At 56.0% G+C, this 17,053-nt stretch carries 15 protein-coding genes; 5 read left to right on the top strand and 10 right to left on the bottom strand.

Translation table 11 applies throughout. The features are described from left to right. Positions 1-3: 3 nt before the first annotated feature. Positions 4-3,954 carry an eCIS core domain-containing protein gene (locus EJ361_RS20060; protein WP_205687063.1) on the top strand — a complete coding sequence of 1,317 codons (3,951 nt, stop codon included), beginning with the start codon at positions 4-6 and terminating at the stop codon, positions 3,952-3,954. 78 nt (positions 3,955-4,032) lie between these two features. Beyond that, on the top strand, positions 4,033-5,910 hold the full coding sequence (locus tag EJ361_RS20055; RefSeq protein ID WP_126247594.1) for a M1 family metallopeptidase: 1,878 nt from the start codon (positions 4,033-4,035) through the stop codon (positions 5,908-5,910). 69 nt (positions 5,911-5,979) lie between these two features. Here EJ361_RS20055 and EJ361_RS20050 read toward each other — a convergent pair whose 3' ends face one another. The 8 genes from EJ361_RS20050 to EJ361_RS20015 form a co-directional block, all read right to left on the bottom strand. Continuing rightward, positions 5,980-6,993, bottom strand: a complete 1,014-nt coding sequence (locus EJ361_RS20050; RefSeq protein ID WP_164714337.1) for a radical SAM/SPASM domain-containing protein — start codon at positions 6,991-6,993, stop codon at positions 5,980-5,982. A 71-nt stretch (positions 6,994-7,064) separates the two neighbouring features. Continuing rightward, positions 7,065-8,390 carry a hypothetical protein gene (locus EJ361_RS20045; RefSeq protein ID WP_126247590.1) on the bottom strand — a complete coding sequence of 442 codons (1,326 nt, stop codon included), beginning with the start codon at positions 8,388-8,390 and terminating at the stop codon, positions 7,065-7,067. Continuing rightward, positions 8,377-9,342, bottom strand: coding sequence for a FecR domain-containing protein (locus tag EJ361_RS20040; protein WP_126247588.1), 966 nt, complete (start codon positions 9,340-9,342; stop codon positions 8,377-8,379). The genes EJ361_RS20045 and EJ361_RS20040 overlap by 14 nt, the downstream gene beginning before the upstream one ends. 8 nt (positions 9,343-9,350) lie before the next feature. Next, positions 9,351-9,917, bottom strand: a complete 567-nt coding sequence (locus EJ361_RS20035; protein ID WP_164714336.1) for an RNA polymerase sigma-70 factor — start codon at positions 9,915-9,917, stop codon at positions 9,351-9,353. Between the two features lie 91 nt (positions 9,918-10,008). After that, positions 10,009-10,569, bottom strand: coding sequence for a DinB family protein (locus EJ361_RS20030; protein ID WP_164714335.1), 561 nt, complete (start codon positions 10,567-10,569; stop codon positions 10,009-10,011). Between the two features lie 13 nt (positions 10,570-10,582). After that, complete coding sequence (locus tag EJ361_RS20025) at positions 10,583-10,825, bottom strand: hypothetical protein (RefSeq protein WP_126247582.1); 243 nt, start codon at positions 10,823-10,825, stop codon at positions 10,583-10,585. A gap of 26 nt (positions 10,826-10,851) precedes the next feature. Further along, on the bottom strand, positions 10,852-11,229 hold the full coding sequence (locus EJ361_RS20020; RefSeq protein WP_205687062.1) for a hypothetical protein: 378 nt from the start codon (positions 11,227-11,229) through the stop codon (positions 10,852-10,854). A 4-nt stretch (positions 11,230-11,233) separates the two neighbouring features. Further along, on the bottom strand, positions 11,234-11,794 hold the full coding sequence (locus EJ361_RS20015) for an RNA polymerase sigma factor (protein ID WP_126247580.1): 561 nt from the start codon (positions 11,792-11,794) through the stop codon (positions 11,234-11,236). Positions 11,795-11,904: 110 nt separating this feature from the next. On the opposite strand from EJ361_RS20015, the gene EJ361_RS20010 reads away from it, so the two are divergent. After that, entirely contained in the window at positions 11,905-12,804 is a 900-nt protein-coding gene (locus EJ361_RS20010; RefSeq protein ID WP_205687061.1) for a cation diffusion facilitator family transporter, read from the top strand. Here EJ361_RS20010 and rsmG read toward each other — a convergent pair whose 3' ends face one another. Next, positions 12,805-13,422: a 16S rRNA (guanine(527)-N(7))-methyltransferase RsmG gene (gene rsmG / locus EJ361_RS20005; protein ID WP_240646690.1), complete on the bottom strand. Its 618-nt coding sequence runs from the start codon at positions 13,420-13,422 to the stop codon at positions 12,805-12,807. It lies immediately after the preceding gene. 1 nt (position 13,423) lies between these two features. Beyond that, complete coding sequence (locus EJ361_RS20000; protein ID WP_126247574.1) at positions 13,424-14,563, bottom strand: glycosyltransferase; 1,140 nt, start codon at positions 14,561-14,563, stop codon at positions 13,424-13,426. Positions 14,564-14,732: 169 nt separating this feature from the next. Here EJ361_RS20000 and tgt point away from each other — a divergent pair, with 169 nt between their 5' ends. Both tgt and EJ361_RS19990 read left to right on the top strand, forming a co-directional pair. Beyond that, entirely contained in the window at positions 14,733-15,860 is a 1,128-nt protein-coding gene (tgt, locus tag EJ361_RS19995) for a tRNA guanosine(34) transglycosylase Tgt (protein WP_126247572.1), read from the top strand. Between the two features lie 101 nt (positions 15,861-15,961). Further along, entirely contained in the window at positions 15,962-17,041 is a 1,080-nt protein-coding gene (locus EJ361_RS19990) for an LptF/LptG family permease (protein ID WP_126247570.1), read from the top strand. The last annotated feature ends 12 nt before the right edge of the window (positions 17,042-17,053 follow it).

The following is a 17,053-nucleotide window of genomic DNA, read 5'->3' as shown; positions in this document are numbered from 1 at the left end:
AACATGCATTCCAATCCCGCACCGCATATCGGGCAAGTACATCCCGGCAACCAGCCTGCGCAGGAACGCGCGGAAAGCACCGGTCACGAAGAGCGTCCGTTCTTCGGCGGCCTGCCCGTGCAGGCGAAGCTGGAAGTGAGCCCGCCAGACGATCCGCAGGAGCGGGAAGCCGATGCCGTGGCCGATGTGGTCATGCGATCGCCCGACCCGTCTGCCCCGCCGGAAATACCCGGTGGCGCAAGTGCCTTCGCACAGCGGGAATACGCCGGCGCGCCGGCGATGGCGGTCCAACGGTCTTGCGCAGCCTGCGACGCGGAAGATAGGGTACAGCGGTCGGCGTATACGGGCGCGCCAGTGGAAGGGGTACAGCGGAAATGCGCGCAATGCGATATGGGATCGGAAACGCCCGTCCAGCGGAAATGCGAACAATGCGAAGTGGAAGATAAAGTGCAGCGATCGGTGTATGCAGGTGGTTTGACGGAACTGGTACAACGGAAATGCGCGCTTTGCGATGCGCAGGACGACAGGCCCGTCCAGCGGAAATGCGAAACCTGTGAAAAGGAGGAAATGGTGCAACGCTCGCCCTACAGTAGCGTGACCGGCGGGAACATCATCCAGCGGGATTGCGACGAATGCAAGATCGGGGAGGCGACGAAAGAGGAAAACGAAGAGGAGGCGGAAACCGAAGCCATCGGAGAAGAAGCGCAGCCGGAGGAAACCGGCGGCGGCGACGCTGGCGGTACCGTAAGCCCCAAAGCCGCGCCTGGCGGCGCAGGGCCCGCCAGCTCAGGGTTCGAATCCGCCCTGGGCGCCAGCAAAGGCGGCGGGCATCCACTTCCGGCAGATGTGCGCACCCACATGGAAGGCCGGTTTGCGCAGGATTTCAGCCATGTGCGTGTGCACCAGGGCTCCAAAGCCGCAGGAATGGCCGCGAGCATCAATGCGCAGGCCTTCACCCACGGATCAGATATCTATTTCAACCAGAATAAATTCGACGGCAGATCGGACGCCGGGAAAAGACTGCTGGCGCACGAACTGACGCACGTTGTCCAGCAAACCGGCGCCGCGCCCATCCAGCCGAAAGTACAGCGTGCGGAAGAAGCGAAGATCGGGAACTGGGCGCACCATAACATCCAGGCCGGCATGCGGGGGAAAGACAAAAACCTCATCACCGAAGCCGGCATACCCGGTGCCACACGCCATGGCGCCAAAATCAACAATGCGGGCTTCGCCGATCTGTACAAATCCGATGGCCACGTGGTTTCTGCCGTTCAGGCCGAAATCCGCGGTGCGGGCGGCGATAAGGACGATGTGGATTACACCTACAAAGGGTTCATGCAGTCCGGTGCGCGCGCCGCCGCCATGAAACAGAACGCCAACGCCATCAAGCGCGGACCGAGATATACCGCTAAGACCGATACCTGGAACTGGTCTCCCAACTTCCCGGACAACTTCTGGATCGGGGAGATCAAGCCGCTGTTCCTGTTCGATTTTCCCGGATCGGCCGGCACGCTCAGCGGCGCGTACAACCAGCAAAGCCACTACATCGAAGGGTTCCAGGAGTTCGTGAAACAGGTTTACAAAGACACGAACCGCCCCGGCAAAACCGGCAGCATGGCGCCTGCCAAGATCAGCGGCCACGTGCTGGACCTGGACCCGCTCATCCCCGATGCCATCAACTACAAAAAATTCGACAGCCAATATAACAGCTACGGTAAGGACGCCATCCTGAAAAAAGATACCAAACAGCGCGTCTGGGTGTATAATGTGGGCCATGGCATCGCCGTATACTTCCTCATCAACGACCCTTATGCGCCGCCGAAATATCCCGAGCATATCGAAAACCAGCTCAAACTGCTCGATCCGCTGTTGAAAGACCTCCGCAAGAAGAAGCCCGATATGAACCCTGTGCTCGGTACCAAACGTATTCAAAAGAAAGACGAAAAAACGGACTGGGACGCCGCGCACAATAAGTGGGAAGAGAAGCGCAAATCCTGGGCAGGCGGGCATGCAGGCGCAGAGAAACCGAAGAAATTCCTGAAAGAACAGGCCAAAGGCGTTTTCAAACGGGGGAAAGTAGACAAGGAACTGAAGATCACATCGTCTGCCGACCAGGCCAAGAAACTGAAGCAGGTGAAAGACATCCGCTTCTGGAGCGGCCTCCGTGGGCGGATATTCGGCGCGCTGCGGTTTAAATTCGCCAAAACGTTCGACAGGGTAGAAGCGCTCTTCGAAAAAGTGCGCGACAAATTCCGCAAGCATAAACAGAAGGCCGAAGCGCTGAAATCCGGCTCCGGTGTGTTCGACGGGTGGAAGAAAGTAGCCACCAAGGTCATTATCCGCCTCGCGGTGAAAATATTCCAGGACATGGTCAGCATCGCGTTCGAGGGATTCGTGAAATGCATGAACGGCGTCCTGGGCGTGATCGTGAAGAAATATGAAAAGGGACTGGAAGAAAAGGCTGACGAGATGCTGAAGGAATTGCGCCCGCAATGCTGCGAGGTAATGGGTTTCAAGGAAATGTTCGATAAGGAGGTGGAAAAGCACGAGGAGGATATCAAAAAGTTCACCGATGCCATGGAAACCATCCAGCAATGGCGCGAAATCCTGGACAAGGTGGAAATCGCGGTACGGTTGGGTGTGCAGATCATGTCTTGCGGAGCGCCGCCCGCACTGGGTTGCCTCTGGGGGCTGGTAGCGCAATTGGGCATTTCTGCGGGATTGAGCTTGCTGTCGAGAACGGATTACTTCGAGACGAACATCGCCCGGCCCGCGGCACAGGCGCTGATGGATGCGGTCGTAGGCGAAAAGCTGCATAATTTCATGATCGATCTGCTGGAAGGCACGCCGCTCAAACCGTACCTCGCGGAAGCGGAAGGCTGTCAAAGGATGAAAAAAGGCAGTGGCGGCGGAATGGGGGCCATCGGCGCGGGGCTCGACAAGATCAATCCCAACGATCCGGCCGTGGCAAAAGCCCGCAAGGAATGGGAAGCCGAATATAAAGACGAAATCCTCGCCGACCTGAACAAAGTCTTCAAAAAAGGCGATAAAGCCATGACGGAAGAAGACTTCAAATCCATGGTAGACGCGCTGAAGAAATCGGGCAAGAAACCCGAAGAACTGAAACGCCTCCTGGAAACCGGCAAGGAAACGGCTTCCGGACAGATCGATTTCGACAAGGCCTTTAAAGCCGTAAGCCGCAAGATCGACCACGACAAAGCCAAACGCACCAACCCCCGGTACGAAAAAGCCATCGGCTGGAAACCGGAGCTGTTCCAGCCCGGCGCCACCGACGCATCTTCGGAAGAATTCGCCAACGCGGTATACGACCTCCAGGAATCCATGGGCGAATATGCAGACGGCATCGCCGGCCCCGGCACCACCCAGAAAGTCTACGAAAAGAAAGGCCTCGAAAAAGACCAGGTGTACAAAAACGCCAAAGCCCTGGAAGCTTCGGAAAAAGCGGAAAAAGCCAAAGCGAAACTGCTCAAGGAAATCGAGAACTTCTACAAAATCAAGGAAGTGCAGGACGCCATGGCGAAAACGTACCCTTCAGACGACGAGATCCGCAAGGAACTGGGGACCGTCAACTGGGCCGCCGTTCCCAACGGCGGCGCGCGCTTCCTGCAACGCAGCTACGGCGCCCTGCTGCTCATGAAAACCGACGCCGGTTCGCGGATGGGCGGAGCGGCGAAAGTGGCAGACCTGCTGTACGAAGGCGTGCAGTCGAAAGTAGTGGTCGATGTTTCCAACTGCTGGGTGCTCGACGATATCAAGGACTGGATGCAGGACCCCTCCGGCAATGGGCCCGAAAGCTTCATCCGGGTAACGATCACCACGGAAGGCAAAGCCGAAAAACCCGCATACTTCATGTTCTCCGGCGAAAAAGCCGGCACGCAGACCAACCTCACCGGGGTCTTCCTCTTCTGGCGCTTCAAGGAATTCGATAAATAATCATTTCCCGCGCATCCCAATTCTGTGAGCCCAACCCCGAATTTTCCCTATTTTCGCCCCTTTACCAATCTAGTCGACATGAAAAGATTAATTGGCCCGGTTGTCTTGTTTTTGCTGGGCACCGCCGCCGCCAACGCGCAAACCGACCGTTGGCAGCAGCGCGTTAAATACAAAATGGATATCGCGATGGACGTGAAAGCCCATCGCTTTACCGGCAAACAGCAGCTGGCATACACCAACAATTCTCCCGACACCCTTTTCCGCGTGTTTTATCACCTGTACTGGAACGCATTCCAGCCCGGCAGCATGATGGACCAGCGCAGCCAGGAACTGGGCAGGAAGATCGTAGGCAAAGACGCGCAGGGCAATAACCGCCACGACTGGGACGCCCGCGTTACCGACCGCATTTCCAAACTCACTCCAGACGAGATCGGCTACCAGAAAGTACTGTCGCTCAAAATGGACGGCCGCCAGCAGGCCTGGAAAACGGAAGGAACGATCCTCGTAGTGCAGCTGGACAAGCCCATCCTTCCGCACAGCACCGTTACTTTCGACATGGAGTTCGAGGCGCAGGTGCCTGTTCAGATCCGCCGCAGTGGCCGGAACAACAAGGAAGGGGTGGATTATTCCATGGCGCAGTGGTACCCGAAAATGTGCGAGTACGATTATGAAGGCTGGCATCCCACGCCGTACATCGCCCGGGAATTTTACGGCGTTTGGGGCGATTATGATGTGAAGATTTCGATCGACAGGAAATATGTGCTGGCAGGTACCGGTTACCTCCAGAACCCCAATTCTATCGGGTACGGTTATGAAACGCCGGGCACGAAAGTGACGCGCCCTTCCGGAAACACCCTCACCTGGCACTTCATCGCGCCGAATGTGCACGATTTCGTGTGGGCGGCCGATCCGGAATACAAACACATCAGTAAAAAAGTGGACAACTTCACCGCCCACTTCTTCTACCTCGAAAACGAAACCACCCGCGAAACCTGGCCGAAGCTGGCGGAAATGATCCCCACGGCCTACGCCTACATCAAGAAGCATTACGGCGAATACGCCTGGGACCAATACTCCTTCATCCAGGGAGGAGACGGCGGCATGGAGTATCCCATGGCCACGCTCATCCTGGGCAACGGCAAGATCGACGGGCTGTACGGCGTGGCCATCCACGAATGGATGCACTCCTGGTACCAGGGTATGCTCGCCACCAACGAAAGCCTGTACCCCTGGATGGACGAAGGTTTTACCACTTTCGCGGAAGACAATACCATCGGCGAAACGATCGATTCGCTGAAAGGGAAATGGCACCACGAAGGCAGCTACAACAATTATTTCATGCTCGTGCGCCGCGGCTTCGAAGAGCCGATCAGCATGCATTCCGATCATTACAACACCAACATCGGATACAGCATCAGCTCCTATTCAAAAGGCGCGGTGTTCCTCGAACAGCTGGGCTATGTGATCGGCGCGGCCAACCGCGACGCAGGCCTGCACCGTTATTACCGCGACTGGCGCTTCAAGCACCCCAACGCGAAGGATTTCGTGCGCGTGATGGAAAAAGAAAGCGGCCTGCAACTGGATTGGTACCTGCAATACATGATGAACACCACCCGCCATATTAATTATGCGCTGGACAGTGTATACGAATCCAACGGCAAAACCATCGTGGTGATCCGCAACGCCGGCGATTTTCCCATGCCCGTCGACCTGATGGTGGAAATGAAAAATGGGCGGAAAGAACTGCATTACATCCCGCTGACGCTCATGTTCGGCATCAAGCCTGCTGAAGACGAAAGCGTGCAGCGCATCGTGCACGACGGCTGGAAATGGACGCAGCCCAGCTATCGCGTGGAGCTGGACCATCCGCTGTCGCAATTACAATCCGTGGAGATCGATCCCAGCCAGCGTTTGGCGGATATCGACCGGAGCAACAACAAAGCGGTTTCCCGGTAAGGGAAATTATCCGGATACATGAAAAGGCTCCCGCACCGGGAGCCTTTTTTTTAAGCATATAGTTACAGGTTAAAAGGTTTCGCAATCGCGGCAAAGGTCCAGCTGCGATTTGCGGCGGCGCAGCAGTAGGTTGAGATAGCGCTTGCGGTTTTCGGAGTGGAGGATGGAAACGAGGTCTTGTTGCTGTAGGTTGCCTACAACGCCTTTGCTGTTGAGATCGCTGCAGCAGACGGTGATGTCGCCGTTGGGGAGGAGTACCATCTGTTTCATGAGCATGCTGCAACCGATCTTGTGCCGTTTCTCGCGTGCGGAAACCGTCGAAATTTCGCCGGCCCAGTTGTGCAGGCGGCGCAGTTCGAACCAGTCGAGCCCGTCGTACAGTTCCCTGAATTCGGGGTGCATCCATTTTGTATTGAGCGGGTTTCCGGCGGGTATGCAGGTGATGCCGTACAGACGTGCCGGTTTGCCGAGGCGGGAGTTAACGGCCTGGAGGTTTTTTACGTTTTGGAAGAAGACGGGCCAGATGGCGTTTTTGCGCATGGTTTCGAACGCTTCCGGCGTTCCGCCGTCGAAGCTGAGGCCGATCACGTCTACAACACCGAGCTGCAGGATGTCTTCCGCCAGTTTTTCGCGCAGCAGCATGCCGTTGGTGAGCATGCGGATCTCGGGAAAAGGTAGGCGGAGGGCGCGGGCCTGCTGTTTGTATTTGCCGATGACCGCCAGCATTTCCAGCCGTTTGGGGTGCAGGAGGATTTCGCCGCCGTTGTGGAGATTGATGACTTCCACTTTCCGGAACCGGCTATCGGCCATCATCTGGGAAAAGAACAGATCGAGCGTTTCTGCGCTGATGGCCTGTTTGGGCTTTAAGTGATCTAGCGAGCAGAAGGAGCAGCGCAGGTTGCACTGGCTGGCGAATTCGATATTGATCTCCCGCACGCTGAGGCGGTTTTTATGGCCGGGCATGCGGTAATAGTAGAAATAGTCTGCCACATAGGCTAGGCCCTGGAGGGTTTCGATGAAGGGCCACAGCACGGGCGCGTGATAGAACCATTTTTTGAATTGCTGGCGAAGCGAGATGTACATGGTTTCTCCGAATTGGTTTCCCTGTAACACACGCATCCGCAGGCTTACCCTGAACGTACAGTCAAAAAAAATCAGAAACGGAGATATATGCCGACATGGATCCCCAGCCAGCGGTCTTTCCAGGTTTTACTGGATGCATCGAACCGGGAGGAAAAGGTGTAGCGCGGTTTTACGGCGCGGTAGCCTTCGTCTGGAACGGGATCGCTGAGGGCGCGGTCTCCCGGTGCCAGGCGTGCTCCTTCATCGGTGTTGGTCCTGTTGAGCATGTTCCACGACAATCCTCCCACCAGCGACCAACGTTTCCCCAGCGTACGTTCTGCCTGTATCCCGATGCGGTGGAGCGTTTCCTTGATCCGGATGGTTTTCGGGATGATAATGCCCGAATCGGAGAGGAGGTTTTTTACCACGAAGCCTGTCGTGAATTGGGCCTGGGCATGCCAGCGATCGGTGATCGTCCACCGGGAGCCGGCGCCGTAGCGCAGCGATCCGTGGGAGATGTTGCTGCTATACCCGATGATGCCGTGGAGCACGGGTAGGCCGGCTTTGAGCACGGCGTTGGCGGGGAAGTATTCTGTGACTTCCATACCCGTCGCTGTATACCGGCTGAACAGGCCGTTGCCGTTGCCGAACCTGGATTTGCGTTGCCGGAAAGCCGGGGCGCCGCCGGGAGGTTCCGCGATGGTACGCGGAGTGTCGCGGCGTTCCGGTGTGAGGCGATAGGCGCGCTGGCGTAGGCGTTCGTCTGCGTAAACGGTTGGGCTGGACGGACCGGCGGATAACTGGATGTAGCCGGGATTCCTTTGTGCGGGGCTTGTTGTATTTTCCGTGTTTGTTCGCGATGTGGCGAAATACGCGGAAGCATCTTTTTGATGGAGGCGTGCTTCCGCCGGCCGTGGCTTGTCCAATTTACCAACCAGGTTATCTGTGTTAGGTTTGGAATTGATTTTTTGACCGGCACCTCCATCCGCTGACTTGCCCGTCTTATCCAATTTACCCGTCAGCTTGTCCGCATCCGGAGTCGGTTGCTTTTTTTGATGTGCGCGCACATCCGCCAGACGATTCGCACCATTCCGGGTTTGGGAATGTTTCGTGAAGATGATATGGTCCTTGTAGACTTTGTAATCCGCTTTCAGCTGTAGTTTCATGACATCCAGCAGCGCTTTCGCGGTGAAGTCCTTTCGCGGCAGCCGGATCATTTGACCCGGCCGGATGGTGTTGGAACCGAAGGAAAACTGGAGCCCGGTTTGCCGGGAGATTTCCTGGCGCAATTCGCCCGCGGCGATCACCGTGGAAGGCAGTGAAACCCGCTTGCGCAAAGCGTCCTGCCCCGTCGAACGGAGGGCGAAAAAGAGCAACGCCAGGGGCCACCATCGCAACCACCGCCTATTCACAAGCATTTCCATAAATGTAAACCGTATCGTTGGCTTTGCGGTATTCCAGCCGCAGAGATTCCGTGATCACGGTCAGCACATAATCCAGCGGTTTGTCGGTAAATGAAGTATTGATGCGGCAATCCGCCAATGCGGGATTGTCCAGCAAAACGGGGATGCCGTATGCGTCGGAAAGCTTCTGCACGGCTTCTCCCAGCGGCGTATCGTTGAATTCGAACACCGTTTTGGATGGCCGGCCGCCGGGCAACAGCGAATGTTGGGTCGTGAAACGGGCTTCCTGCAGGAGGTAATTCGTTCTCATGCCGGCTTTCAGCAGCAGGCTGTCCTTTTGCCCGATGGCCATCACGGCGCCATCGCGCACGGAAACGGTGATGCTGTCTGTATATTGTTTCACTTCGAAAGTAGTGCCTACCACACGGATCGTTAACGGGCCGGCCTGTACGGTAAACGGATGCTGCGGATCGGCTTTTGCGTGGAACGTGGCGCTGCCTGTCAGTTCAGCGAATCTGCCGTTTTCTTCCGGTGCCGGGTAAGTCACTTTGGCGCCTGGTTGAAGGATCGTTTCGGAACCATCGGGCAAAACATGCCGCTTTTCCGTTACGCCGGATTCGACAACAAAGTCCTTCCCGATTTCCGCGGGATCGTTGCGCAGGAGGAACCACGCGCTCCCCGCCAGCAGAACCAATGCTGCCGCCGCCCATTGCGGCCAGATGCGGCGGACTTTGGCGGCTTGCCGCGCCTGTCGCCATTGCAGCCACGCGGCCGGTACGTCTGGCGCTGTATATGGGCGCCCCGGGCCGGAGGTATCCCATGCCTGCTGCAGCTTTTCGAAAGCGGCGGCGTTGGCGGGCGTTTCCAGCCACAGGCCTACGGCCATAGCCTCGTCCGGACCCGCCTCTCCGGCCAGGAACCTTACGAGCAGCTCGTCGGTGACGGTGATATGTGTTTGTTCGCTCAAGTCCGGTTTTAAGATAGCAATTTATCGATATATAAATACGCTGCGCCGCCCAAAGCGATATAATCCGCGAGTTTTTCCCGCAGGATGCGCAGCGCCTTGCTCATTTGCGTTTCCACGGTTTTAACGGAAAGCGACAATGTTTCCGCGATTTCCGCGTATTTCTTGCCCTGTTCCCGGCTGAGGGTGAAGATCAGGCGGCATTGCGGGGGCAATGCGTCGAGGGCTTCGCCGATCCGGGTGCTCAGTTCCGCCACGGCCAGTTTGGCGCCTGCGTCTCCCGTGGTGCCGGCCTCGTGGCGCGCCAGCCAGTCCGCATACTTTTTGCCGTTCCCTTCCTTCCGGATATGGTTGAGGCAATGGTTGTGGACGGAACGGTAGAGGTAAGGGCCGATGTCTTCCTGGTCTTTCAGCTCCTCCATCTTTTCCCATAACCGCGAAAACACGGCCTGCACGGCGTCGTTGGCTTCGTCCGGGTCTTTCAGCAAGGTATGTGCATAGCGATGCAGTTTTCCATACCAGGTATGAAAAACGGACTGAAAGTTAGTAGCCAGGTATTTATTGCCGTTGCTGTCCAATGTCGGGTTATGCGGCGCCGGTAAACGGGCCTGTCTTCGCAATGTATAACACGCGAGCGGGATTTTACCCCTATCGTCCCCGAAAAATTTTTTAGAAAATCACGCGTTCGAGCTGGGTTGGCCAGGGTTGCTCGGGTTTTTCGCGCAACTGGAGGGTGTGGAGGTGGTGATAATTGTGATAAATGGTGAAATAGAGCACTTCCCGGGTCGTTAATTTTCCCAGCAGGGGATGGGGAAGCTGGTAGCGGTCGAGCTCGGCCTCGTCCCAATTGCCCATCAGTTCGATCATTTTCGATTTCTGCTGGCCGAACTGTTTGAGAAGCGTTTCCCGTTGCCCGATTTCCGTTACGGGCGGGATGTACGGCCGGGTAGACACGGCGCCATGCTGCAACCGGTCGCGGTATTCGTCGCGGATTTCCTCGAAACTGCGCGATGCTTTGGCGGGTTTGCCGAACCAGCGGAGGAAGAACCTGGGAGTGGAAAGGGCTGTATTGACGGGTTTGGCGCTGCGGATCAGATGGTCGAGCTGCTGGCCGGCCGACCATTTCCCTTCCGGGGAAACAATAAACCGATGGTCGGACAGGGTGCCGATAAATGTGGTGAAATCTGAAAAGCTTTTATCTAAAAGTTGCTGAATCTCTGGTTTTTGCATAATTGGGAGGGTTTCATTCCAACACATCGCATTCGAAGCCCTGCTCGCGGACGAAGCGGATCATGGACCCTTCGTCGACTTTCATGTCCACGACACGAAGTACCTTGTCGCAGTCTTCGATGTCAACGTTGCAGGACGTTACTTCAAAGGTATTACAAATTGCACTGATAATGGTTTTACGGGCTTTCATGGTGCCGATATTGGTCTTGAATATTCCAATATTGGCTTTTACAGATACGGAGAGATGGCGTTGCATATGTCAGGTTTTGGATGTTTGAAAGGTTATTCCGCCGGTTTTTCGGCGGGCGTTTCTTCGTCGCGTTCCCATCTTCTGCCCCATCCGCAACGATCGAAATGGCTTTTCAGTTTTTCTTTCTGTTCGGGCGACAGGTGTTCCATTTTTTCCTGCATCCGTTCCCACTTTCTTTTTTTACAGTTATTTTTCTTGTCATGGTCTTTCATAAATCCGCCGAAAAGGATTTTGGAAAGGATGAACAGGCCGAGGGCTTGCCAGAAGTTGATGACGGGGCCGTGGAAAAGCTCGGGTACGAGCCAGTTCCAGAGTAGCATGATGGCAAATCCGAATGCGGTGACGCAGGCGATGCCGAGGATGACGAATCCTACGATTTTCAATGCTTTCAGTCCTTTATTGTGCCTCATCTTATTATACGTTTTTCAATTCGTTATACAATTGTGCCAGCCTTTCCCGGAGGTAAAGCACGGCGTATCTTTTGCGGGAGAGCAGTGTGTTGACGGGCACACCGGTCATTTCCGCGATCTGTTTGAAAGGTTTGCCTTCGACTTCGTGCTGAAGGAATACAAACCGTTGATCTTCCGGTAGTTCGTCGATCGCTTCCGTGATGGCTTCCGACATGAACTTGCGGAGCATGGGCTCATCGGTCCGGGAATCCGCCGCGGCGAGGATGTCTGACAGGTAGAGGGGGCCGTCTCCATCCGCGCCCTCGAGTGCGTGGTCGGAGAAACGGTCTTCCTTCTTCTTTCGGAACCAGTCTGTTATGCGGTTGCGGGCTACGGCGAAGAGCCATCCGGTGAGGGATTCGATCGGCGAGCCTCCGCGGAGGTACTGGGTGAACTGGTACAGCACGTCTTGCAGAATATCTTCCGCATCGGCGCTGTCGTCCACCCGTTTCCGGATGAATTGCAGGAGCCGTTGGCGTTCTTTTTCCACCGTTCGCTGTATGCGCTCGTTTTGTTCCAGGGCCATGGGTTTTTTTATGGAGAGCCACTCGTTCATCTTATGGTTAAAGACGAACGGGTAGGCCGCATATTGTAGGATTTCCGAACTTTTTTTACCGGTCCTTGTAATTTTATATGATGCACGACCACGCCCCATCTTCCACACCGCTATCCGGCCAGCTGAACCGGGCTTTCCTCATAGGGATCGGCCTGAACCTCCTGTTCGTGACCGTGGAAGCCGCCATGGGCGTGGCTACAGGTTCGCTGGCACTGCTGTCAGACGCAGGCCATAACCTGAGCGACGTGGCCAGCCTGGGCCTGTCGTTGGTGGCCTTCCGGCTGGCGCGCATCCCGCCAACCTCACAGTATACGTACGGCTACCGAAAAAGTACCATCCTCATTTCATTATTGAATGCCGTCATTCTCCTGGTGGCCGTGGGCGCTATCGGCGTATCGGCGATCCGCCGGCTGCAACATCCGGTGCCGCTGGCCGGGGGAACGGTGGCCGTCGTGGCCGGGGTGGGCATCCTCATCAATGCCGCTTCCGCGCTGCTGTTCCTGAAAGATAAAGATAAAGACCTGAATATCAAGGGCGCATACCTCCACCTGGTGGCAGACGCCCTCGTTTCGCTGGGCACCGTGATGGCGGGGCTCGCGATACTGTTTACCGGATGGTTCTGGATAGACGCCGCCGTGAGCCTGCTCGTGATGATCGTGATCGTGTACAGCACCTGGGGACTGATGCGGGACAGCCTGCGCCTGTCGCTCGACGGCGTTCCGGGCGGCATTACGGTGGAAAAGGTGGAGGAACAGGCGCGGGGGATTCCCGGGGTGGTAGACATGCATCACGTCCACATCTGGGCCGTGAGCACCACGGAAAACGCGCTGACGGCGCACGTAACGATAGATGAGGCGCTGACGGGGGAGGAGGTGGAACGGGTGAAGCGCGACCTCAAGCAGCTGCTCGAATCGCTCAACATCGTTCACGCCACATTGGAAACGGAATACAGCCATACCGGCGAGCAGGCCGGGTTCTGACTATTGGACCGACACCACGTATTTTTCCTGGAAAAATTCTTCGGGGAAGAGTTTATAGATCGGCACCATTTTGGGGCGTACGCCGCTTTCGCTGATCTCGGCGGCCAGGTCGCCGCCTTTGAGGCAAATGAGGCCGGTGGGGCCGGCTGCCGCGGGTTTTTTGATGAGGGGTTTGCTCCAGCGCCAAAGGTCTTTCAGGGGCGCCACCGCGCGGGAAACCACCAGGTCGAACTTACGGTTCCTGATATCTTCTACACGGGTGTGCTGGACGGTCACGTTTTTCAGTTCCAACCCTTCCGCGACCGCTTCCACCACTTTCAGTTTTTTACCGATCGAGTCTACGAGATGGAACTTCACTTCAGGGAAGAAGATCGCCAGGGGAATGCCGGGGAAGCCGCCCCCCGTGCCCAGGTCCACCACCTGCCAGCCGGCGGGCAGATCGGCCACGGCGGCGATGGCCAGGGAGTGAAGCACATGCTTTTCGTAAAGGGACTCGATGTCTTTCCGGGAGATCACGTTGATCTTCTCGTTCCACTCTTTGTATAAAGGCCCCAGCTGTTCGAACTGCTCGAGCTGCCGGGGGGTAAAATCACTGAAATACTTTAAAATCTGCTCCATGCTATTTCCACTTGTTCTTTCCTTTCGCGAAGAACAACGCGGGCGTGAAGATAACATAATATAGGAACATGAGAATGTCCATCAGCCAAACGTACCAGAACAGGTCGCGCTCGTCGAGGGTTTTGAGGGCGAAGCCGGAAATGACGGTTTGGGTGATGATCCGAAGCCCCAGGATGCCGAGCGTGAAATACAGCATGGGCGTATAAAACAGCGCGAGCACGAGAGCCGGGTAGAAGAGGAAATGCGTGAGGGAGAAGAGCCCCAGCAGGAATTTGTGTACCGGGCGGTAATAGCGGCCCGTAGACATGTGCCGGGTTTTCTGGCTGAACCAGTGCTTCCACTTGCGCTTCGGCTCGGAATAGGCGAATGCCATTTTGTCGATCACCACACCGGTGTTCTTGCTGGTAGCGGCGCGGTTCACGAACAGGTCATCGTCGCCCGAAGCGATATGCTGGTGTGCGGTGAAGCCTTTGTGGCGGAAAAACAGGTCTTTCTTATACGCCAGGTTACGGCCTACGCCCATATACGGGATGCCGGAAAGGGCGAAAGACAGGTACTGGAGGGCGCTGAAGAAGGTCTCGTAACGGATGACCTTGTTCAGGAAGCCGGGTTTCTTGTAATAGGGGCCATATCCCAGCACGATCTCCTTGCCGCCGGCGAATCCCTGCGCCATCATCGACAGCCAGTGGATGGAACCCGGTTTGCAGTCGGCGTCCGTCAGCACCACCGTGTCGTGCTTCGCGCCTTTGATTCCGATGGACAGGGGGTATTTTTTGCCGGGAATGAATTTGGCGGCCTGCTTGATCTCGATGTGGCGGTAATGTGGATAACCGTTCTCGATAGAGGCGAGGTAATATTTGGAATCGTCTTCCGAATTGTCGTTCACCACAATCACTTCGTAAGACGGGGTGGCGTGCACATGGTACCGCTGCTGCAGCACGGTGGGGAGGTTCATGGGAAGGCTCCTTTCCTCGTTTTTTGCGCAGATGATGACCGACATGTCTTCGGCTGGCGGATGGTCGAGGTCGAAATCGCGGCGGTAAAACGCTACGCGGGAAAAAAATATCAGGTAATACAATACCTGGATGCCCGCGATCGCGGCGAAAGTATAGAAGAAGATCAAGCCCAGATTATCTGACATAAGGGTCAAAAATATATGTTTTTATTTATCTATATAATGTTGTGGAAAAAATTAATATATCCACGACGGGGTGCGAAACCGGAATTTGCCGGGCGGCAGCAAATGTACAGTCAATTCGGGGACAATTTTAAATTCAATACCTTTGCGTCCTGAAAAAAACAGCGAGGCTTTGGATTTCAAACTGATTACCACAGACCCCTCGGGCGCAAGAGCCGGGGTCATCACCACGGACCATGGCGCCATCGAAACGCCGATCTTCATGCCCGTGGGCACCGTCGGCTCCGTGAAGGCCATTACCCAGGAACAGCTCCGCAGCGATATCAACGCGCAGATCATCCTCGGCAACACCTATCACCTTTACCTCCGCCCCGGCACCGGCGTCCTTGAAAAAGCCGGCGGCCTCCACAAGTTCAACGGCTGGGAACGCCCCATCCTCACAGACTCCGGCGGATACCAGGTGTTTTCCCTCGCCGCCAACCGCAAGATCAAGGAAGAAGGCGTTGTGTTCCAAAGCCATATCGACGGATCCCGCCACCTGTTCACCCCCGAAAATGTCATGGACATCCAGCGCAGCATCGGGGCCGATATCATTATGGCGTTCGATGAATGCCCGCCGTACCCCAGCGAATACAAATATGCCAAAAAAAGCATGGAGCTGACCCATCGCTGGCTCGACCGCTGCATCCGCCGCCTCGCGGAAACCGGTCCCGCGTACGGGCACGAGCAAACGCTGTTCCCCATCGTGCAGGGCAGTACGTATAAAGATCTCCGCCGCGCCTCCGCCGAAGCCATCGCCAGCCGTAATTGCGCCGGCAACGCCATCGGGGGCCTCAGCGTGGGCGAGCCCGAAAACGAAATGTACGAGATGTGCGGCATCGTGACGGAGCTCCTCCCGAAAGAGAAACCCCGCTACCTCATGGGCGTTGGCACACCCTGGAACATCCTTAATAATATAGCGCTCGGCATCGATATGTTCGACTGCGTGATGCCCACCCGCAACGGCCGCAACGGGATGTTGTTTACGTGGGACGGTGTCGTGAACATCAAGAATAAGAAATGGGCGGAAGATTTTTCGGCGATCGACGCCAAAACGCCCTGCTTCGCCAGCCAGAACTATACCCGGGCCTACCTGCGCCACCTTTTCGTGGCCGGCGAGTTCCTGGCCCTCACGCTGGCGAGCATCCACAACCTGGCGTTTTATCTGGACCTCGTAAAAACCGCCCGGCAGCAGATCCTGGCCGGCACTTACGGGGAATGGAAACGGAAGATGGTGCCGCAGTTGCAGACGCGCCTGTAACAAGTATGTTAAAATTGATCGGTATACGATATATTGCCCCGGCAATCCGCCGGGAATGTTAGCTTTGCAACCTGGCGGCATGGCCGTTCCGAAAAATCCATATGAAGAAGATCGACTGGTATATATTACGTAAGTTCATCGGTACCTTTATTTACTCGCTGATGGTGCTGCTGGTCATTTCCGTGGTGATCGACATCACGGAGAAGATCGACGACTTCCTGGAGCACGATCTCTCTTTCGGGTTCGTGTTCATGAACTATTATATCGGCTTCATCCCGCATATCGCAGCGCTGCTGTTCCCGCTTTTCATTTTCATTTCGGTGATTTTTTTCACCTCCAAAATGGCCTACCGCACGGAGATCGTGGCCATCCTCAGCGCCGGCGTGAGCTTCCGCCGGTTCCTGCGGCCTTACTGGGTAGGCGCCGTCCTCTTCGGTGGCATTCTCTGGGCTGCCAACCAATGGGTGGTGCCCCGCGCCAACCGCATCCGCACCACTTTCGAAGCCAAATACGTGAGCGCGCCCAAGGAACATAAAGCTTTGGAAGACAAGTCGCTCCGTGTAGACACGAATACCTACATCACTTTCGGATATTACGATCCCAATTACCGGACGGGCTCCAGCTTCATCCTCAACCGTATCGACGAGCAGAAACTGCTCTATACGCTGCGCGCGGAAAGGGTGAATTATGATACCGCCACTAAAAAGTGGAAGCTGGAAGGCGTCACCGAAAGGAAGATCAACGGAATGAAGGAAACGTTTACCACTCGGCAGGACACGGCGCTGAAACTTTCGCTGGAACCGTCCGAACTGATCGAGGTGAAGAACAAACAAGAGGCGATGACCACGCCCGAGCTGGACCGTTACCTGGAAATGGAGGAGTTGCGCGGGGCGGAGGGGCTCAATGTATATTATGTAGAGAAGTACCGGCGGACGTCGGCCGCCGTGGCAGTGGTGATCCTGGTACTGATCGGCGCCATCCTCTCCAGCCGGAAGGTGCGGGGCGGGAGCGGGCTGCACCTGGCGATAGGGATCGTGATCAGCGCTACGTATATCCTTTTCATGCAATTCTCCACCGTATTCGCCACAAAAGCCGACCTCGATCCTCTTCTGGCGGCATGGATTCCCAACTTTGTTTTCGCCGGACTGGCCTTTTATCTCTATTTAAGGGCGCCCAAGTAACCCGGCTGACCA

The sequence above is a fragment of the Chitinophaga rhizosphaerae genome, from assembly GCF_003958645.1.
In the GTDB taxonomy this organism is placed as follows: Bacteria; Bacteroidota; Bacteroidia; order Chitinophagales; family Chitinophagaceae; genus Chitinophaga; species Chitinophaga rhizosphaerae.
This window is presented reverse-complemented; position numbering and strand designations above follow the sequence as displayed.